Genomic DNA, 17,646 nt, shown 5'->3' with positions numbered 1-17,646 from the left:
TGAGCAGAAATGGTCGGGTGCCGTGTGGCGACCCGACCATTTCTGCTCACGAAACTCGCGAAGCGCGTGCGAGCGCAGGCGAGCGCGCGGCGCGGGCGCGCGAGCCCGTCAGGCGCGCGCCGCGAGCACGTCGGCCAGGGTCCCGATCGCGAAACGCAGCTCGTCGTCGGTGACGACGAGGGGCGGCGCGAAGCGGATCGTCGACCCGTGGGTGTCCTTCACCAGGAGCCCGCGGTCGGCGAGGTCCTTCGAGATCGCCTTGCCGGTGCCGAGCGCGGGGTCGATGTCGATCCCCGCCCAGAGTCCGGCGACCCGGTGCGAGACGACACCCTTGCCGAGCAGGTCGTCGAGCAGGCCGCGCAACAGCGGTTCGCCGTCGAGGGCCCGCTGCTGGAAGGTGCCCTCTCCGAGCATCGCCACGACCTCGGCGCCGACGGCTGCGGCAAGCGGGTTGCCGCCGAAGGTCGAACCGTGCTCGCCGGGGCGCAGGACCCCGAGGACGGCAGCTGAACCGACGACCGCCGACACCGGCACGATGCCGCCGCCGAGGGCCTTGCCGAGCGTGATGAGGTCGGGGCGGACCCCGATGCGCTGCACCGCGAGCGTGTGTCCGGTGCGACCGAGGCCGGACTGGATCTCGTCGGCGATGAACAGCGCACCGAACTCGTCGCAGACCGCGCGGACGTCGGGAAGGTAGGACTCCGGCGGGATGACCACGCCGCCCTCGCCCTGGATCGGCTCGAGCAGCACGGCGACGACGGTCTCGTCCATCGCCTCGCGCAGAGCCGCAGCGTCGCCGTACGGCACCGTGCGGAAGCCGGGCGTGAACGGCCCGAAGTCATCGTGGGCCGATGGGTCGTCCGAGAACGAGATGATCGTCGTGGTGCGGCCGTGGAAGTTGCCGGACGCGACGATGATCGTCGCCCGCTCGGCCGGCACGCCCTTGACGCGGTACCCCCAGGCGCGGGACACCTTGATCGCGGACTCGACGGCCTCGGCACCGGTGTTCATCGGCAGGACCATCTCGGTCTCCGTCAACGCCGCCAGTGCTGCCGCGAACGGCCCGAGCTGGTCGTTCACGAACGCGCGGCTCGTGAGCGTCACCCGCTCGAGCTGCGCCCGCGCGGCGTCGAGCAGCCGCGGGTTGCCGTGGCCGAAGTTCACCGCCGAGTACGCGGCGAGGCCGTCCAGGTACTGCTTGCCGTCGACGTCGGTGACGGTTGCTCCGGCACCCGACGCGATGACGACGGGCAGGGGGCTGTAGTTGTGCGCGAGGGCGCGGTCCTCGACGGCGAGCGCCGCCGCGGTGTTGAGCCCGAGCGACGCTGCCGCCGACATCAGCTGACCCCGAGCGAACGCGCGACCGAGGTACCGGTGCCGACCGGGTGCAGGTCGAGCGTGCAGCACTTCACGCCGCCACCGCCGAGCAGCAGCTCGGACAGGTCGACGCCGATCGGGTTGTAGCCCTTCTCGCGCAGCTGCTCGGCAAACCGAACAGCCCGGGCGGCGATCACGACGTTGTACCCGTCGGAGTACGAGTTCAGGCCGAGGATCGCGGCGTCCTCTTCGGTGGCGATGATCGCGTCCGGGAAGCGCTCGCGCAGGATCGCCAGCGACGGCTCGTCGAAGGCGCTCTCCAGGTAGGCGATGTTGCTCGTCCCGTCGACGGAGGGCTCGGGGTCGAGCACGGCGATGGCGGTGTCGAGGTGGTAGAAGCTCGGGTTGATGAGCTTGAGCGTGACGACCTCGCGGCCGTAGATCTTCGCGAGCTCGTCGTGCGAGGTGCTGTCCGACCGGAAGCCGGTGCCGGCGAAGATGGTGTCCCCGATGAGCAGGAAGTCACCCTCGCCCTCGTTGGTCTGCTCCGGCTCGGCGACGGTCAGACCAGCCTGGCGGAACCAGTCCATGTACGCGGGGCCCTCGGGCTGGCGCTCGGGGTACTGGAACTTCGCGCCGTACGCGATGCCGTCGAGGACGAACCCGCCGTTGGCCGCGTAGACCATGTCCGGCAGGCCGTCGATCGGGTCGATGTACGAGATGTCGAAGCCGAGCTGCTCGTAGACGGCGACGAGCGACTCCCACTGCTCGACGGCCTTCGACGTGTCGGTCGGCTCCTCCGGGTGCATCCACGGGTTGATCCGGTAGCTCACGGTGTAGAAGTCCGGCTTGCACATCAGGATCGTGCGCTTGGTGGCGACACGGGCCGGGGTGGCGACGGACTCGGGGGCGGGTGCGGTGTTCGACATCAGTCCTCCTGGAAGGGACCGGGGCCCGAGCCTGCCAGGAACCGAAACGGAACGAGGAGAAGAGCTCCGGTGAGATGCAGGCTCACTCACCGCAGCGGACCAGGTCGACGCCACTCAGAAGTCTGGCATGAACCGTCCGACGAGTGCAGTCCCCCGCCTGCGGGACCATGACACCCGTTCGGGTGACGCACGTTTCGTGCGCCAGACCCACCGGCCTCGCAACAACTCCGCGTACGATGGGGACAAATGGATACGCTCGACCACCGCATCCTGGATCAGCTCCGGGACAACGCCCGCGCCGGCTACGGCGACATCGGGTCGGTGGTCGGACTCTCGGCCTCGGCCGTCAAGCGCCGCGTCGACCGGCTGGTCGGTGACGGCGTCATCCAGGGCTTCACGATCAAGGTCGACCCCGCCGTCGAGGACCGCGGCACCGAGGCCTGGGTCGAGCTCTACTGCCGCGGCACCGTCTCGCCCGACGAGCTGCGTGCCCTGCTCGACACCGTCCCCGAGGTCATCGACGCCGGCACGGTCACCGGCAGCGCCGACGCCGTCGTGCACATGCGCTCGAAGGACCTGTCCGCGCTCGAGGAGGCGCTCGACAAGGTGCGCCTCGCACCCCAGGTCGACCACACCCGCTCCGCGATCGTGCTCTCCAAGCTCGTCAGTCGAGAGACCGCGTAACGTCCCACGCATGGGACGGAAGACGGCCGGGAGGCGCGGATCACCGCCCACGGGATCGCGCCCGGCCCGGCAGCTGGTCACCGCTGCGAGCGTCGCCTACGTCGCGAACTGTCTGTGGGGCACCGCGGTCGCCGTGCGGTTGATCCGCACGAAGAAGCTCCGCGTCGTGCACCACGGCCTGTTCGTCGTGACCGCGACCCTGACCGGCGTCGCCGCGACGACCCCCGCGTGGACGCGCGACCGCACCGCACTGTTCCTGCTGCCGGCACTCGTCCCGCTGGCGGTCGCTCCACGCACGAACCCGCGCTCCGGAGCACACTGGAAGGTCGCGGTCGCCGCCGCACCGTCCTACCTGGGGGCCGTGCTCGCCCGCAGGCGATCAGAGAGGTGAGCAGTGGAGCTGTTCGAGGCCATCCGACGACGACGCACGACGAACGGGCCGTTCCTGCCCGACCCGGTGTCCGAGGAGCACCAGCGGCTGCTCATGGAGCTCGCCGGCCGGGCGCCGTCGCAGCTCAACAGCCAGCCGTGGCGATTCGTGCTGATCGAGGAACGCCAGACGATCGACCGCGTCGCCGAGATCAGCGGCAGCTCGATGACCCGCACCATGGCCGAGGGCACGTTCTTCGAGCGGTACAAGCCGTACTTCCGGTTCTCCAAGGCCGAGATGGACGAGCGGCGCGACGGCATGCTGTTCGACAAGCTCCCCGGGCCGCTGCGGCCGTTCACGAAGCAGGTGTTCACGAAGCGCGGGCAGCTGCTCATGAACACGCTCCGGGTGCCGCAGACCCTGGGTGAGGAGAACCGGAAGCTCGTCGCCGGGTCACCGCTGCTGCTCGGCGTGATGCTCGACCGCCACGAGTACCGGAAGGAGGAGCTGTCCGGCTTCTACTCGGTGTTCAGCATGGGCGCGGCGATGGAGAACATCTGGCTCGCGACGACCGAGCTCGGCCTGGGGATCCAGTTCGTGTCCTTCCCGATGGAGACCCCCGGCGCGTGGGAGGAGATCGAGGGACTGCTCCGCGTGCCCGAGTCGCTCGAGCTGATGGCCGTCTACCGGATCGGGTACCTGCCCCCGGAACGACGACGGCCGGCCATCGACTGGACGTCGAGCGAGCGGAAGCGTCCCTCGCAGTACGTGTTCCGCGGCACCTGCGACACCCCGCAGCAGGGGTGGGACGACGCGCCCGTCGCAGCCCACATCGAACCGGAGGCGACCACATCGTGACCGACACCCGACCCACCCAGAGCACCCCGGGCCTCCAGGCCGTCGCCCCCGGCCTGCCGGGCCGCCCCTGGATCTCGCAGGACTGGCTCGACGTCGTCTTCGTGCACTGGCGCGTCGACGTGTCGGCGGTGGCCCCGCTGCTGCCGGCCGGCACGCGGCCCGACACGATGGCGCTCGACGGTACGGACGACGGGGTGACCACCTGGGTGGGCCTCATCGCGTTCCGGTTCGAGGACACCCGGTTCCCGCCGTTCTCGACCGGGAGCATCGGCGACTTCGTCGAGCTGAACGTCCGCGTCTACACGGTCGACGAGCAGGGGCAACGCGGGGTGGTGTTCCTGTCGCTCGACGCCGGCAAGCTCCTGCCCACCATCGGTGCGCGCGTCGCGACCGGCCTGCCGTACCGGTGGGCGATCGCGGAGTCGCGCAGCGGTGACGGCCGCGTCGGGTACGCGATGCGGCGGCACGGCACCCACCTGCGGTCGATGCTCGACGTCCGTGTGGGCGAGGTGCTCGACGAGCCGGGGCCCCTCGAGACGTTCCTGACCGCGCGGTGGGGCATGCACGTGCACCGCGCCGGACGGACGCGGTTCTGGCCGAACGAGCACGAGTCGTGGCCGTTGCACCGGGCCTCGGTGGTGTCGCTGCGGGACGACCTGGTCGGAGCGGCCGGGCTGCCCTTCGGGCTGACCGAGCTCGAGCCGGACTCAGTGCTCTACTCGCCGGGGGTCACGACGCGGTTCGGTTGGGGGCGCTGAAGGGTTCCTGGCCGGGTGGTGTGCGGGCGGCGATCCGGAACTGGCCGGCGGCCAGCAGGGTCGCGAACAGTGCGAACACGGCGCTGGCGATCCAGGCGGCACGCAGGGACTCCGGCACGCTCTCGACGGTGAGTCCGACGACGGCGAGGGTCGCGCACGCGACTGCGACGGTCGTAGAAGCCCATGCGGCTACGAGGTGATCGAACCGCGGCGCCGCGCGCGCGGTCGTGTACAGCCCCACCGCGGCCCCGACGCCGACGAGCAGGCCGAATCGTGACCCGACCAACGAGCTGGTGATCGCGACGACGACAGCAGCCGTCGCAACAACGACCACGCGGGTCACGTGGCTCCGCCACGAGGCAACACGCGTCTGTTCGTCGTACGCATGCCGACCGGTGATGAACAGGGCGACGGCGCCGAAGGTGATGATGATCGCAGCCGACACTCCGACGACGAGGGCGAGCGCGCCACCGAGAACGACACCGACGACGACGTGTGCGGCGGCGAGGAGCAGCGCGAGGACCGGGTACGTCCAGACCTCGAGCGGCCGGGTCGGTGTGTTGAGCACCCAACCGGGCGGCGCCTCCTCGGCGGGGTCGTCGGTATCGGGGTCTCGGGTCTCCACCTGGCCATGATGTCCGATCGGTGCGTGCGTCGTTCGGTACGGCGACTTCGGGGGACAGCGGCTGAGTGGTGCACGGCCGAGCGCAGGTACAAGGGAGCCATGACTCGAGTGGCAGTGGTGACCGGTGGATCCGCAGGGCTGGGACGGGCGACCGTCCGGGAGCTCGCCGCACGGGGGTGGGACGTGGCCGTCCTGGCCCGCGGGCAGGAGGGCGTCGACGCCGCCGTCGCCGAGGTCGAGGCAGCCGGGCGCCGCGGCCTGGCCCTGGTCGCCGACGTCTCCGACCGCGACGCCGTCGAGGCCGCGGCCGACCGGGTCGAGCGGGAGCTCGGACCGATCGACCTGTGGGTGAACGGCGTGATGGTCGGGGTGTTCGGGAAGTTCCTCGACACCGCCCCGGAGGACTTCGAGCGGGCGCTGCACGTGACCTACCTCGGTTTCGTGAACGGCACCCGGTCGGCACTGTCGCGGATGGTCCCCCGCGGTCGTGGGCACGTGATCCAGGTCGGTTCGGCGCTCGGGTTCCGTGGGATCCCGCTGCAGGCCGCGTACTGCGGCGCGAAGCACGCGATCGTCGGGTTCACCGAGTCCGTCGTCTCCGAGCTGCGCGAACAGGGCAGCAAGGTCAAGGTGTCCCGCGTGGACATGCCGGCCCTCAACACGATCCAGTTCCAGTGGGTGAAGTCGAAGCTGCCGCACCACCCGCAGCCGGTCGCCCCGATCTACCAGCCCGAGGTCGGCGCCCGCGCCATCGCCGCCGTCGCCGAGCGGCCGCGCAGCCGCACCTGGGTGGGCGAGTCGACGGTCTACACGATCCTCGGCAACCGGATCAGCGGGCGCTTCGCCGACTGGTACGCCGCCAAGACCCTGGTCGACGGGCAGCAGGCCCCCGACAAGGACGGCCTCGAGATGCGGGACAACCTGTACGAGCCGGTGCCGGGCGACCACGGTGCGCACGGGGTCTTCGACGAGTCCGCCCACGCCTGGTCGCCGCAGACCTGGTGGGTGGAGCACCGCCGGGTCGGCAACGGCATCATCGGGGCCGTGCTCGGTGCCGCCGGGGCCGCTGCACTCGTCGCGGGACGCCGACGATGAGCCGCCGGGGATCCGGGCTGGCAGCGCCCTCGCTGGTCGAGATCGGTCGGGCCGGACTCGGGCTGTGGCACCTGAGTCGCGCCCTGCGCGGCCGGGAGCAGGCGGTCCTGCACGGCGTGCTCGGTGTCCGGCAGCTGGCGCAGGCGCTGCTCGTCACGCGCTCCGGCACCGGGAACGCGCACACCCTGAGCGCCGTCGTCGACGCGCTGCACGGTGTGACCATGGTGCCGCTCGCGGTCGCCGACCCCCACCGCCGTCGGTTCGCCGTCGACCAGCTGTGGATCGCGACGGTCCTGGCGGTCGCCGAGGCCGCCGCGGTCGGTCGCGGGCAGCGCCGACGCTGATCCTGTCGGGGGTGCTCGGTAGCGTCCCCCGACATGAGCACGATCTACTCGGTCGCCTCGTCGCTCGACGGGTTCGTGGCCGCACCCGACGACGACCTCGGCTGGCTGCTGCAGTTCGGCTTCGAGCCGTTCCAGGAGCACCACGACCGGTTCTTCGCGGGCGTCGGTGCGATCGCGATGGGGTCGACCACGTACGAGTGGTTGCTGACCCACGACGACACCTGGGCCTACCCGGACGTGCCGACGTGGGTGTTCACCTCGAGGACCCTGCCGGTGCCGGACGGCGCCGACGTGCGGTTCGTCTCCGGCGAGGTCGGCGACCACCAGGCCGACCTCGAGCGCGCGGCCGGTGACCGTGACGTGTGGGTCGTCGGCGGCGGGCTGCTCGCGGCGCAGTACCAGCAGGCGGGGCTCCTCGACGAGCTGCGGGTCACCGTGATGCCGGTCGCGCTCGGCGCCGGCGCACCGCTGTTGCCGGTGGCGGCCCCGACCCCGGTGTTCGAGCTCGTCGGCACCACGCAGTTCGACGGCGGGGCGGTCGAGCTCCACTACCGTTCCGCAGCAACCGCGGCGTAGCGTCCGGAGCATGAGCGACAACGAGCAGACCGAGCCCGTCATGGACGGCGCCACCGATGCCACGAACCACGAGAAGCTGCAGGGCCTGATCGAGCAGGTCGACCACGACCACGCCGGTGAAGGTGCCGGCGCGATGGCCGACCACCTGCGGGACCGCATGGACGAGACCGGCGTCGAGGACGAAGACGCGGGTGACGCCGAGGACTGATCCTCGGGTCACTTCGTGAGCAGAAGAGGTCGGGTCCCGTCTGGGAACCCGACCTCTGCTGCTCACGAAGCGGAACGCGCGAACGCCTAGACGCGCAGCCCGGAGAAGTCGCTGTCGACGTCGCCGAACCGGTGCGCTGTGATCGACACCGACTGCTCGCGCAGGTACGGCAGCATCTCGATCACGCCGGCCTCGACCACGGGGGCGTCATGGATCGCGACGTCGATGCTCGCACCCAGGGCTTCTTCGAGGGCCAGGGGGTCCCCGCCGAGCAACCGGATCCGGGCACCGGGACCACCGAACGCCGTGTGCGCCGGCCGGTCCTGCCCCTGTGACAACACGGCCTCGAGCGCGTCGACGGGCTGGTCGTCCTGGTCGGTGGACCAGTCCGCCTGGAACACGGCTCCCGACGATGCGCGGGCGTGGAACTCCTGGTCGGACTCGACCAGGTGGTCGACGACGTCGAGCGGCGACCGGTTCGACGCCAGCAGCTGCGTGAGCGGGCCGGGAAGCGGCCGAGCCGTGCTGAGCAGGACGTGCGCGCGTGCCGAGGTCGCGGCGACGAGCGTCCGGACGAGGTCCACGGTCGGGGCGTCCTCGGCCTGGCGCACGATGACGGACTGGGGTCGGTGGCGCAGCACGTTCCGCTGCACCACGAGCCCGGACAGGTCCCGCGACCGGAAGAGGGTCTCTCGTGCATGCACGTCGCTCAGGGCTCCGGCGCGGACGCGGTCGAACTCCTCGAACGACAGCCCGCTGCGCGCGGCCTCGATCACCGCGGTGACGCGCGGAGGCAGGCCGTGCAGCTGGATGCTCTTGTGCACGGTGCGTGGCGTGGGCAGCCAACGGCCGAGCGTCGCGACGTACATGGGGCCGCCGGCCTTGGTGCCGGTGCCGACCGAGGAACCCTTCCAGCCGCCGAACGGCTGGCGTCCCACGACGGCACCGGTGATGCCGCGGTTGACGGACAGGTTGCCGGCGCGGACGCGGGCAAGCCACTCGGACACCTCGTCGACGTCGAGCGAGTGGATGCCCGCCGTCAGCCCGAAGTCGGTGCCGTTCTGGATGGCGATGGCCTGCTCGAGGGTCTCGGCGCGCATGATGCCGAGCACCGGGCCGGAGTACTCGGTCTGGTGGAAGTCGCTGCCGGGTCGGACGCCGTCGCGGATGCCCGGCGACCAGAGCCGGCCGGAGTCGTCGACCGCCTCGGGCTGCACGAGCCAGGACTCCCCCGGCCCGAGCTCGGTCAGCCCCTGGCGGAGCGTGCCCTGCGGTTCGGCGATGAGCGGGCCGACCTGCGCCGTGGGGTCGTCGGGCCACGCGACCCGGAGCGTGCGGGTGACGTCGACGAGCTGCCGTTGGAAGCGTTCGCTCTCACCCACCGACCCGACGAGGATCACGAGGGACGCCGCCGAGCACTGCTGCCCGGCGTGCCCGAAGGCGGACTGCACGATGTCCTGCACCGCCAGGTCGAGGTCGGCGCTCGGCGTGACGACGATGGCGTTCTTGCCGCTCGTCCCGGCGGTGAGCGGCAGTCCGGCACGCCACCAGCGGAACGAGCGGGCGGTGTCGGACGAACCGGTCAGGATGATGCGGTCGACCGTGGGGTGGCCGATGAGGTCGCGGCCGAGTTCGTCCTCGGCCAGGTCGACGAGCTGCAGCAGCGAGTGCGGCACCCCGGCGTCCCAGAGCACGTCGGCGAGCACGGCCCCGGACCGCTTGGCCTCGGGCGCGGGCTTGAGCACGACACCGCTGCCCGCGGCGAGCGCCGCCAGCACCCCACCGGCGGGGATCGCGACGGGGGAACTCCACGGCGGCACGACGACGGTCAGCCGCGGCGGCACGTACTGCGCGCCCTCGACGTCCACGAGGCGGCGGGCGCTCTCGGCGTAGTAGTGGGCGGCGTCGACGGCCTCGGTCACCTCGGCGTCGGCCTCGGCGAAGGTCGTGCCCGTCTCGGCGGCCATCACCTCGATCAGGTCGGCGCGGCGGGTCTCGAGTTCGTGCCCGATGAGGTCGAGGAGCTCGGCACGGTCGGACGGGTCCTGCCGCCCCCAGTTCACGCCGGCCTGGGCGGTGCGCGCCATGATCCGCTCGAGCTTGGAGCGGTCGGCGACCTTCGCACCGCGGATCGTCTGCGCGCCGAGCTGCGAGCGCGGCACCCGACGCAGGACGTCGAGTGCCCAGGCCCGGTTCGCGGCGATGGACGGGTCGGTGTCGGGGGCGTTGCGGAACGCGTCGCGCAGGACGGGTTCGCCGAGCGCGCGGTGGCGGTCCTGCGTGCGGTGGGTGGTGGGGACGGGCTCGTCGAGTGCGGCGACGGACGCCAGGAACCGGCTGTGCTCCCGCTCGAAGACGCTGGCGTCGTGGTCGACGTCGGCTGCGGCGGCGATGAAGTTCTCGGGGCTCGCGCTCTCCTGCAGGCGACGGGCCAGGTACGCGATGGCCGAGTCGAACTCGTCCGGCTGCACGACGGGCGTGTAGAGCAGGATCTGCCCGACGTCGGCCCGGACGGCCTGGGCGTGGGTGGACGCCATGCCGAGCAGCATCTCGACGTCGACGGCGTCGGTGACCCCACGGCGCTGGGCGAGCACCCACGCGGTGGCGAGGTCGAACAGGTTGTGCCCGGCGACCCCGATCCGCACGGCGTCGGTGCGCTCCGGCGTCAACGCGGTGTCGAGCATCCGGAGGTAGGCGGTGTCGGTCTCGCGCTTGCTGCCCCAGGTGGCGAGGGGCCACCCGTGCAGGATCGCGTCGACGTGCTCCATGGCGAGGTTCGCGCCCTTGACGAGCCGCACCGTGATCGGGGCACCGCCGCGCGCCCGGCGTTCCTGCGCCCACGCGGTCAGCGCGTCGAGCGCTCCGGCGGCGTCGGGCAAGTAGGCCTGCAGCACGATGCCGGCCGGCAGGTCGGCGAACTCGTCACGGTCGAGCAGCGCCCGGAACACGGCCAGGGTGACGTCGAGGTCGCGGTACTCCTCGATGTCGAGGTTGATGAACTTGGCGGGGCGTCCGGAGGCCGTCGGTGCCGCGGCCAGGCGGTAGAGCGGGACGAGCCGGTCGACGACGCGCTCGACGGTCTGGTCGAACGCCCACGCCGAGGTCTGCGGCACGACGGCGCTCACCTTGATCGACACGTGGTCGACGTCGTCGCGGGCGAGCAGGTCCATGGTGCCCTGCAGGCGTCGGTCGCTCTCGGCGCTGCCGAGGACGGCTTCGCCGAGCAGGTTCACGTTCAGTCGTGTCCCCGGAGCGCGGACCTTGGCGAGGGCCGGGCCGAGCTTGCTCGTGCTCGCGTCGATGACCAGGTGCCCGGTCATCCGGCGCAGGATCCGGCGTGCGGTCGGGATCACGGCCCAGGGCGCCATGGTGGCGAACCCACCGCCGAGCGTCACCGCCCCGCGCAGGTACCAGGCGAGGAAGTCGGGGACGTCACGGCTCAGCTGCTCGAGGTTGCGTGCCGCCACCCGGGGGTCTTCGGGGCGGATGACCTTGTCCACGAACCCCCGGGTGAAGTCGAGGCCCTGCTCGTCACGCAGGACCTCGGCTAGACGGACCGCACCCGGGTCGGGCTTCACCCCGGCGGACGCCGCCAGCCACCGGCGCACGAGCGCGACGGCGTCATCGGTGGTGTCCTGGAGGCGAGCGCTCGGCATCCTCCGATCGTATGCCGCACGTCCGACGCGACCTCGGAGCACGCCGTACGTCGGCCAGGAGTCATCCGAGCGGATGAAAGGGGTCGCTGCGCGGACCGACCGTCCGCCCGGTGGATACGCTGGTCGGCATGTCGACGGAGGGCAACGGTGGCCACGACTGGGCCACCTGGGACGCGTACCACGACGTCTGGCGACGACTCGACCGGGCGCTCGACCGGGCCGTCCAGGCGGGCGCCGGCATCTCCGTCCCCGAGTTCGAGATCCTGATCGGCCTGCACCGCGACCCCGACCACCGTCTGCGCGTCCGGGACATCGCTGCGGGCATCGGCTGGGAGAAGTCGCGCGTCAGCCATCAGGTCACGCGGATGGTCTCCCGCGGCCTGGTCGAGCGGGCGGACTGCCCGAGCGACGCCCGCGGCAGCTGGGTGGTGATGACCGCGGACGGCCGTCGCGCCGTGCTCGCCGGCATCCGCGCGCACACCGGTGCGCTCGAGGACCTGTTCTGGAGGCCCGTGGGGACCGACGCCGAGACGCTGCGGTCCGTCAGTGCGCGCGTCCAGGATGCCATCGGCCCCGACGACGCCTCGGACGAGGCCGACGTCGGCTAGAGCGTGACGACGGCGAGCGCGCCGCGCTCACCGCGCAGCCGGACCTGCACGCTCTCGATCTCGTCCCGCGGGATGTCCGTCGATGCCGACAGCCCTCGGGCGTCCGCGCCGGCAGCCGTCCACGACCCCACGGTCTGCGTCGTGCCGTCGGTCCGGACGACGACGAGGTCGTAGAGGATCGACCGGTCCGGCGACCACTCCTTGCCGCCGTACGAGCACCCCCAGTCGAAGCGGGTGCCCCACTGCTCGCCGCTGATGGCGAGCTGGACGTCGAGTCCCTGCACGCCGGTCATGTCGTAGCGGTCGGCGGTGGCAGCTGCCGTCGGAGCGGCACCGGCCTGCACGGTGGTGCGCTCCCCCGCTGCGCCGACCGCGAGCCCACCCAGGACGGCGGCGACCACCGCGAGCCCCGCGGTGGCGGCGACCCAGACCCGGCGACGGCGGCGACGGTGTCGGACGCGGTGCGCGACCGAGGCGAGGTCGCTCTCGGAACGGGTGTCGGGCCTCCCGTCCGGTTCTGCGATCTCGATCGCCTGGTCGGCCGGGAGCTTGCCGAGCAGCCCCGGCAAGCCGACCAGCTCGGCGACGGCGGCCGCACAGCGGTCGCACGTCTCGAGGTGCCGTTCGTACTCCAGCCGCTCGTCCGCCGGGAGCGACCCCAGGACGTACGCCGCATCCCACTCTGCGTACCGGTCGTCGCTCATCGGGTCACTCCTCGTTCCTGCAGTGCGAGCCGCAGGGCTCGCAGCCCGTAGTGCAACCGCGACTTGGCGGTGCCCTCCGGGATGTCGTGTCGTCGTGCGATCTCCGGCACCGTGTGCCCGAGCCAGTACGCGTCCACCACCACGCGACGGTGGTCCGGGCTCAGCGACGCGAGTGCGTCGGCGACCACGATCCGGTCCAGCACGGCGTCCGTGCTGTCCGACTCGATCCGTTCGACCTGGTGCTCAGTGCCGTGCTCACGGCGGTTGCGTGCCGACCGCGCGTCGTCGACCACCAGGTTGCGCGCCACCGTGAAGAGCCACGCCCGTGCGCTGTCGGGTGCCCGTTCGAGCACGGCCGGGCGCTGCCAGGCGCGGACCATCGTCTCCTGCACGACGTCCTCGACCGTCGAGCCGTCCCGCGTGAGGTGCCGGACGTACCGCGTGAGCGCGTCACCGTGCTCGCGGTACAGCGTCGCGAGCAGCTCGTCCGCGGAACGACTCGTCACGGTCACTTCCCGAGGTCGAGGGAGAACTCGACGGAGCCCTTCCCGTCCACGGTGACGAAGCCGAGCGAGGGGGCCTCCACGCCGTAGTCGGCGAAGGTGATCGGCACGGTGCCGGCGACCTGGACGGTCCCGCCCTTGCCGACCGCGACCTGGGCGTCGGCCGTGACGGGCTTCTCGACGCCGTGCAGGTCCATCGTGCCGGTCAGGGTGACGTCCTGCGTGGAACCGTCGAGCGCCTTCGTGACGTCGACGGGCTTCGTCAGCTCGAACGTGGCCGTCGGGTACTCGTCGGTCTGCAGCGCGGTGGAGCGGAAGTACTCGTCGCGGGCCGCTTCGGGGGTGCTGATCTTGCCGACCTGGACGGTGACGGTCGCCTTGGTGAGGGAGCCGCCGTCGACGACGGCGGTGCCCTTGACGTCCTTCGTGCGTCCGACCACGTTCACATCGTTCCCCTGCAGGACCTCGTGCACCCGGTACCCGGCGTACGAGCTGTTCGTGCTGGTCCAGGTGCCGTCGGCGTCCTCCGCGTCGAGGGTGCCGGACGAGGACGCCGACAGCGAGGGGGCTGCGGCGGCCTGGCCGTTGACGGTGTTCGCGTAGATGACCGGGCCGGCGATGACGGCTGCTGCCGCCACGACGACGACGCAGGCGGAGATCCCGATGATGACCTTGGTGCGTTTGCGGAGTGCCATACCCTCAACGACGAGACGGCAGGGCGGATCGTTCAAACGGGTTTCAGTCGGAGGTGCGGGCCCGGTCCTGGTCGGCGCGGTCCTGGTCGGATCGGTCGTCGTCCGCCGCTGTGTCGTCCGCGGTCACGGCGTCGGCGGGGGTCTCCCCGCGCATCCGGACGAGGCTCGCCAGCGTCGACACGGCCATCGCGGCGACGATCACCAGCAGGGACACCCACGTGTTGATCTCCGGCGCCCACTCGATGTGGTGGCCGCCGTTCAGGAACGGCAGCTCGTTGTCGTGCAGCGCGTGCAGGACGAGCTTCACGCCGATGAAGGCCAGGATCACGGCGATGCCGTACTTCAGGTAGACCAGGCGCTCGAGCAGTCCGCCCAGCAGGAAGTAGAGCTGGCGCAGGCCCATCAGCGCGAAGACGTTCGCGGTGAACACGATGAAGGGGCTCTCGGTGATGCCGAAGATCGCCGGGATCGAGTCGAGCGCGAACAGCAGGTCGGTGGTGCCGATCGCGATGAGCACGATGAGCAGCGGCGTGAAGTGCCGGACACCGTCGTGGTGGGTGCGGAACTTCATGCCGTCGTACGTGTCGGTGAGGCGGACCCGACGGCGGAGCAGCCGGACGATGAAGGTGTCCTTCTGCTCGTCCTCGTCCTCGCCGCGCAGCTGCTGGATCGCCGTCCAGATCAGCCAAGCGCCGAAGATGTAGAAGATCCACGAGAAGTTCTCGATGAGCTGCGCGCCGACCAGGATGAAGATGCCGCGGAGCACGAGCGCGATGATGATGCCGAGCAGCAGCACCTCCTGCTGGATCTTCTTCGGCACCGAGAAGCGCGCCATGATGATGACGAACACGAACAGGTTGTCGATGCTCAGGCTGTACTCGGTCAGCCAGCCCGCCAGGAACTGACCCGCGGAGTCGCCACCGGCGAAGACCAGCATGAGCACCGCGAAGATCAGCGCCAGCCCGACGTAGATGCCCACCCAGATGCCGGACTCGCGCAGCGTCGGCACGTGCGGGCGGCGCGCGACGATGAGCAGGTCGGCGAGCAGGATCGCGACCAGGGCGATCATCGAGCCGACTTCGAACACGACGGGGAGCTCGGGCATGCGGAGCCTTCCTTGCTGGTGGTGGGGCGGGCAGCTTCGTGAGCGACCCGCACCAGTCTCCGGCATGATCCGAGCGGTGGCGAACCCGGGGGCTGCGTGCGGCGGACAGAGACGCCCATCTGCGCGTGCCAAGGTCGAGCAGTGCAGAACTCCACGACAGTCGTCATCGCCGGATGCGGCGACCTCGGGACCGAAGCCGGCCTGCGCTTCGCCGACCTGGGCCACCACGTGATCGGACTCCGCCGCCGTGCCGAGCTGATCCCCGCACCGATCACCGGCCGGAGCGTCGACCTGCGCAACGAGGTCCCCGAGATCCCCGCCGGCACGAGCGTCGTCGTCGTGGCCTTCGCCGCCGGCAGCCGCGACGTCGACGAGTACCGCGCCACCTACGTGGACGGCCTGCGCAACGTGCTCGACGGCATCGACGCCTCGGAGGCCGACGCCCGGGTGCTCGTCGTGTCCTCGACCGCCGTGTACGACGTCTCGGACGGCAGCGAGGTCACCGAGGAGACACCCGCGCGCGGGGCGACCCCGACCGCCGAGGTCCTGGTCGAGGCCGAGGTCCTGCTGCGCGAGCGCGCTCCCGGCGCCGTGCTGGTCCGGCTGTCGGGCGTCTACGGCCCCGGCCGGGAGCGACTCATCGATCAAGTCCGGTCCGGGTCCGCTCGGCTGGCGCCGGGCACCTCACCGCACACGAACCGCATCCACCGCGACGACGCCGCCGCCGCACTCGTGCACCTGGCGGCCCTGCCCGACCCGGCGCCGCTCTACCTGGGGACGGACGACGAACCGAGTCGGCTGGACGACGTGCTGCGGTTCCTGGCCGACGAACTCCATGTCGCCGAGCCGTCGACGGGCGACGGTGACGCGCGGCAGGCCGGCGGCGACAAGCGCCTGTCGAACGCGCTCCTCCGGTCGACGGGCTGGACACCGCAGTACCCGACGTTCCGCGAGGGCTACCGCGCCGTGCTGGCGGGTGCGGGCACCCGCCACCCGTGACGCGCACGGGAGCCGCAATCTGACGGCCTGGAGGCCCGTGGCGGACGCAGCCACGGGCCTCCTGTCCGTCAGGCGGTCCGGTCCACGGCGCGACGCTCGCGTCCGCCCCGGTGCGGCAGGAACGTCTCGTCCCGCAGGGACTGCTCGATCTGCTCCAGGGACTTGCCCTTCGTCTCCGGCACCCGCAGGAACACCAGGACCCACCCGAGCACGTTGAGCGCGGCGTAGACGAGCATCGTGCCGCCCAGGCTGATCCAGCCGGTCAGCGTCAGCGCGGTCGAGGTCACCAGCAGGTTGGCGCCCCAGAGCACCATCGCGTGCAGGCTCGTCGCGGCGGCCCGGATCCGCAGCGGGTACATCTCGGAACCGACGAGCCACCCGACGACCTGGATGCCGCCGGCCTGGAAGAACATGAACGCCAGGATCAGCACGAGCGTGAGCACCGGTGAGGGCTTGCCGTCCTGCACGTAGAAGAGCACACCGAACAGGCCGATGCTCACGGCGGCACCCGGCAGCATCACGAGGGTCAGCCGTCGACGCCCGATCCGGTCCACCAGCCGCGACCCGACGAACGTCATCACGAGGTAGACGACACCCACCCCGACGTTCGCCCACAGGGAGTAGACGTGCGGGAACCCGGCATCGGTGAGGATCGTCGGCGTGTAGTAGATCATCATCTCGAGGCCGGTCAGCTGCGTGAACGCGGCGACGATGAGTCCCGCGATCAGGGCTGGCCGGACCCACGGCTTGCGCAGCTGGGCCCACTGCCCGGAACCGGCGCTCGGTTCGGCCTCGTCGAGCTTGCGGATGTCGTCGAGCTCGTCCTCGGCGGCATCGTGGTCCGGGCGCAGCCAGCGGAGCACCCGTCGAGCCGGACCGATGCGGTCCTGCGACACGAACCAGCGCGGGCTCTCGGGCAGTCGGAGCATCCCGAGCAGCAGCACGATGGCGGGTGCGGCGGCGACCCCGATCATGAAGCGCCAGGACACGACGCCGTTCAGGGCCACCCCGACGATGGCGGCCGACAGGATGCCGACGCCGATCGCGCAGTTGAACACCGTGACCAGGCTGCCGCGACGCGGACCCGGGGCGATCTCGGCGATGTAGGTCGGGATCGTCTGGGTCGAACCGCCCACCGCCAGACCGAGGAACAGCCGGCTGAGGATCAGGAACACCGGACTCGGCGACACCGCGGCGAAGAGCACGCCCAGGCCGAAGACCCCCGCGATAAGCAGGATGGTCCGCCGCCGGCCGATCTTCGCCGAGATCGGACCGGTGACGAGTGCGCCGAGGATCGCGCCGACCAGGATCGACGCTGTGATGAACTCCTTGACGGCGGAACCGATCGAGAACTCCTTGCCGATCTCGATGAGGGTGCCGGAGATGACGCCGGTGTCGTAGCCGTAGAGCAGTCCGCCGAGTGCCGCGACGAACGCGACCCGGGTGACGTGCCGCTTCGTGACGCGAGCCGTCTCGGCCGACCCGGTGTCCTCGGGGATCTCCGGGGGGACGCCGGGCACCTTGTCGTGCTCGTCCTCGTCAGTGGTGGTCGTCATCGCGTCCTCTCCGTGCCGGGCGCGCCCCGGACCGGCGGTCACGGTAGGCGGACCAG

Annotated in this window: 19 protein-coding genes; 10 read left to right on the top strand and 9 right to left on the bottom strand. The window is 71.3% G+C overall.

Going from position 1 to position 17,646, the window contains the following annotated elements; all coding sequences use genetic code 11:
- Positions 1-108: 108 nt before the first annotated feature.
- Both rocD and ddaH read right to left on the bottom strand, forming a co-directional pair.
- Positions 109-1,338, bottom strand: a complete 1,230-nt coding sequence (gene rocD / locus DEJ20_RS00770; RefSeq protein ID WP_111234402.1) for an ornithine--oxo-acid transaminase — start codon at positions 1,336-1,338, stop codon at positions 109-111.
- The gene (ddaH, locus tag DEJ20_RS00765; RefSeq protein ID WP_111234403.1) at positions 1,338-2,246 is read right to left on the bottom strand and encodes a dimethylargininase; all 909 of its coding nucleotides are present in this window, start codon (positions 2,244-2,246) and stop codon (positions 1,338-1,340) included. The genes rocD and ddaH overlap by 1 nt, the downstream gene beginning before the upstream one ends.
- A gap of 246 nt (positions 2,247-2,492) precedes the next feature.
- Between ddaH and DEJ20_RS00760 the strand changes: the two genes are divergently transcribed.
- The 4 genes from DEJ20_RS00760 to DEJ20_RS00745 are packed head-to-tail and all read left to right on the top strand — an operon-like array spanning position 2,493 to position 4,916.
- Positions 2,493-2,930 (top strand): Lrp/AsnC family transcriptional regulator, encoded by a 438-nt coding sequence (locus DEJ20_RS00760; protein WP_017887694.1) that lies wholly within the window; start codon positions 2,493-2,495, stop codon positions 2,928-2,930.
- 10 nt (positions 2,931-2,940) lie between these two features.
- Positions 2,941-3,321, top strand: coding sequence for a hypothetical protein (locus DEJ20_RS00755; protein ID WP_111234404.1), 381 nt, complete (start codon positions 2,941-2,943; stop codon positions 3,319-3,321).
- Positions 3,322-3,324: 3 nt separating this feature from the next.
- Positions 3,325-4,158, top strand: coding sequence for a nitroreductase family protein (locus DEJ20_RS00750; RefSeq protein ID WP_111234405.1), 834 nt, complete (start codon positions 3,325-3,327; stop codon positions 4,156-4,158).
- The gene (locus DEJ20_RS00745; protein WP_220034960.1) at positions 4,155-4,916 is read left to right on the top strand and encodes a YqjF family protein; all 762 of its coding nucleotides are present in this window, start codon (positions 4,155-4,157) and stop codon (positions 4,914-4,916) included. The genes DEJ20_RS00750 and DEJ20_RS00745 overlap by 4 nt, the downstream gene beginning before the upstream one ends.
- Here DEJ20_RS00745 and DEJ20_RS00740 read toward each other — a convergent pair.
- A complete protein-coding gene (locus DEJ20_RS00740; RefSeq protein ID WP_111234406.1) occupies positions 4,888-5,541 on the bottom strand; it encodes a hypothetical protein in 654 nt (217 codons plus the stop codon). The two genes, DEJ20_RS00745 and DEJ20_RS00740, sit on opposite strands and share 29 nt — an antisense overlap.
- Positions 5,542-5,640: 99 nt before the next feature.
- On the opposite strand from DEJ20_RS00740, the gene DEJ20_RS00735 reads away from it, so the two are divergent.
- From DEJ20_RS00735 to DEJ20_RS00720, 4 genes are read left to right on the top strand one after another with little or no spacing between them, the layout of a single operon-like run.
- The gene (locus DEJ20_RS00735) at positions 5,641-6,636 is read left to right on the top strand and encodes an SDR family oxidoreductase (RefSeq protein WP_027467045.1); all 996 of its coding nucleotides are present in this window, start codon (positions 5,641-5,643) and stop codon (positions 6,634-6,636) included.
- Positions 6,633-6,980, top strand: a complete 348-nt coding sequence (locus tag DEJ20_RS00730; protein WP_111234407.1) for a hypothetical protein — start codon at positions 6,633-6,635, stop codon at positions 6,978-6,980. The genes DEJ20_RS00735 and DEJ20_RS00730 overlap by 4 nt, the downstream gene beginning before the upstream one ends.
- A 33-nt stretch (positions 6,981-7,013) precedes the next feature.
- Positions 7,014-7,556 carry a dihydrofolate reductase family protein gene (locus DEJ20_RS00725; RefSeq protein ID WP_111234408.1) on the top strand — a complete coding sequence of 181 codons (543 nt, stop codon included), beginning with the start codon at positions 7,014-7,016 and terminating at the stop codon, positions 7,554-7,556.
- Positions 7,557-7,566: 10 nt separating this feature from the next.
- Positions 7,567-7,764, top strand: a complete 198-nt coding sequence (locus DEJ20_RS00720; protein WP_035809337.1) for a hypothetical protein — start codon at positions 7,567-7,569, stop codon at positions 7,762-7,764.
- Between the two features lie 86 nt (positions 7,765-7,850).
- On the opposite strand, the gene DEJ20_RS00715 is transcribed toward DEJ20_RS00720, so the two are convergent.
- On the bottom strand, positions 7,851-11,420 hold the full coding sequence (locus DEJ20_RS00715) for a proline dehydrogenase family protein (RefSeq protein WP_111234409.1): 3,570 nt from the start codon (positions 11,418-11,420) through the stop codon (positions 7,851-7,853).
- Positions 11,421-11,548: 128 nt separating this feature from the next.
- On the opposite strand from DEJ20_RS00715, the gene DEJ20_RS00710 reads away from it, so the two are divergent.
- Entirely contained in the window at positions 11,549-12,028 is a 480-nt protein-coding gene (locus DEJ20_RS00710; RefSeq protein WP_071245301.1) for a MarR family winged helix-turn-helix transcriptional regulator, read from the top strand.
- Here DEJ20_RS00710 and DEJ20_RS00705 read toward each other — a convergent pair.
- Genes DEJ20_RS00705 through DEJ20_RS00690 form a run of 4 tightly spaced genes read right to left on the bottom strand, consistent with a single transcriptional unit; the run spans position 12,025 to position 15,035 of the window.
- Positions 12,025-12,732: an anti-sigma factor gene (locus DEJ20_RS00705; RefSeq protein ID WP_111234410.1), complete on the bottom strand. Its 708-nt coding sequence runs from the start codon at positions 12,730-12,732 to the stop codon at positions 12,025-12,027. The two genes, DEJ20_RS00710 and DEJ20_RS00705, sit on opposite strands and share 4 nt — an antisense overlap.
- The gene (locus tag DEJ20_RS00700; protein WP_071404491.1) at positions 12,729-13,244 is read right to left on the bottom strand and encodes a sigma-70 family RNA polymerase sigma factor; all 516 of its coding nucleotides are present in this window, start codon (positions 13,242-13,244) and stop codon (positions 12,729-12,731) included. The genes DEJ20_RS00705 and DEJ20_RS00700 overlap by 4 nt, the downstream gene beginning before the upstream one ends.
- Complete coding sequence (locus tag DEJ20_RS00695) at positions 13,241-13,930, bottom strand: YceI family protein (RefSeq protein ID WP_111234411.1); 690 nt, start codon at positions 13,928-13,930, stop codon at positions 13,241-13,243. Before DEJ20_RS00695 ends, DEJ20_RS00700 begins: the two co-directional genes overlap by 4 nt.
- A 43-nt stretch (positions 13,931-13,973) precedes the next feature.
- Complete coding sequence (locus tag DEJ20_RS00690) at positions 13,974-15,035, bottom strand: TerC family protein (RefSeq protein ID WP_111234412.1); 1,062 nt, start codon at positions 15,033-15,035, stop codon at positions 13,974-13,976.
- A 141-nt stretch (positions 15,036-15,176) separates the two neighbouring features.
- On the opposite strand from DEJ20_RS00690, the gene DEJ20_RS00685 reads away from it, so the two are divergent.
- Positions 15,177-16,034: an NAD-dependent epimerase/dehydratase family protein gene (locus DEJ20_RS00685; protein WP_111234413.1), complete on the top strand. Its 858-nt coding sequence runs from the start codon at positions 15,177-15,179 to the stop codon at positions 16,032-16,034.
- 68 nt (positions 16,035-16,102) lie between these two features.
- On the opposite strand, the gene DEJ20_RS00680 is transcribed toward DEJ20_RS00685, so the two are convergent.
- Positions 16,103-17,590, bottom strand: a complete 1,488-nt coding sequence (locus tag DEJ20_RS00680; RefSeq protein ID WP_111095605.1) for a sugar porter family MFS transporter — start codon at positions 17,588-17,590, stop codon at positions 16,103-16,105.
- Positions 17,591-17,646 lie beyond the last annotated feature (56 nt).

It is taken from the genome of Curtobacterium sp. MCSS17_005, from assembly GCF_003234225.2.
Lineage (GTDB): Bacteria > Actinomycetota > Actinomycetes > Actinomycetales > Microbacteriaceae > Curtobacterium > Curtobacterium flaccumfaciens.
Note: the sequence above shows the minus strand (reverse complement) of the source record. Positions and strands in the feature narration are given on the sequence as shown.

Coding starts and splice junctions, on each gene's coding strand:
- DEJ20_RS00695 (WP_111234411.1), bottom strand. CDS start 13,930: ATGGCACTCCGCAAACGCACCAAGGTCATCATCGGGATCTCCGCCTGC.
- DEJ20_RS00755 (WP_111234404.1), top strand. CDS start 2,941: ATGGGACGGAAGACGGCCGGGAGGCGCGGATCACCGCCCACGGGATCG.
- DEJ20_RS00710 (WP_071245301.1), top strand. CDS start 11,549: ATGTCGACGGAGGGCAACGGTGGCCACGACTGGGCCACCTGGGACGCG.
- DEJ20_RS00725 (WP_111234408.1), top strand. CDS start 7,014: ATGAGCACGATCTACTCGGTCGCCTCGTCGCTCGACGGGTTCGTGGCC.
- DEJ20_RS00690 (WP_111234412.1), bottom strand. CDS start 15,035: ATGCCCGAGCTCCCCGTCGTGTTCGAAGTCGGCTCGATGATCGCCCTG.
- DEJ20_RS00680 (WP_111095605.1), bottom strand. CDS start 17,590: ATGACGACCACCACTGACGAGGACGAGCACGACAAGGTGCCCGGCGTC.
- DEJ20_RS00730 (WP_111234407.1), top strand. CDS start 6,633: ATGAGCCGCCGGGGATCCGGGCTGGCAGCGCCCTCGCTGGTCGAGATC.
- DEJ20_RS00705 (WP_111234410.1), bottom strand. CDS start 12,732: ATGAGCGACGACCGGTACGCAGAGTGGGATGCGGCGTACGTCCTGGGG.
- DEJ20_RS00715 (WP_111234409.1), bottom strand. CDS start 11,420: ATGCCGAGCGCTCGCCTCCAGGACACCACCGATGACGCCGTCGCGCTC.
- ddaH (WP_111234403.1), bottom strand. CDS start 2,246: ATGTCGAACACCGCACCCGCCCCCGAGTCCGTCGCCACCCCGGCCCGT.
- rocD (WP_111234402.1), bottom strand. CDS start 1,338: ATGTCGGCGGCAGCGTCGCTCGGGCTCAACACCGCGGCGGCGCTCGCC.
- DEJ20_RS00760 (WP_017887694.1), top strand. CDS start 2,493: ATGGATACGCTCGACCACCGCATCCTGGATCAGCTCCGGGACAACGCC.
- DEJ20_RS00720 (WP_035809337.1), top strand. CDS start 7,567: ATGAGCGACAACGAGCAGACCGAGCCCGTCATGGACGGCGCCACCGAT.
- DEJ20_RS00735 (WP_027467045.1), top strand. CDS start 5,641: ATGACTCGAGTGGCAGTGGTGACCGGTGGATCCGCAGGGCTGGGACGG.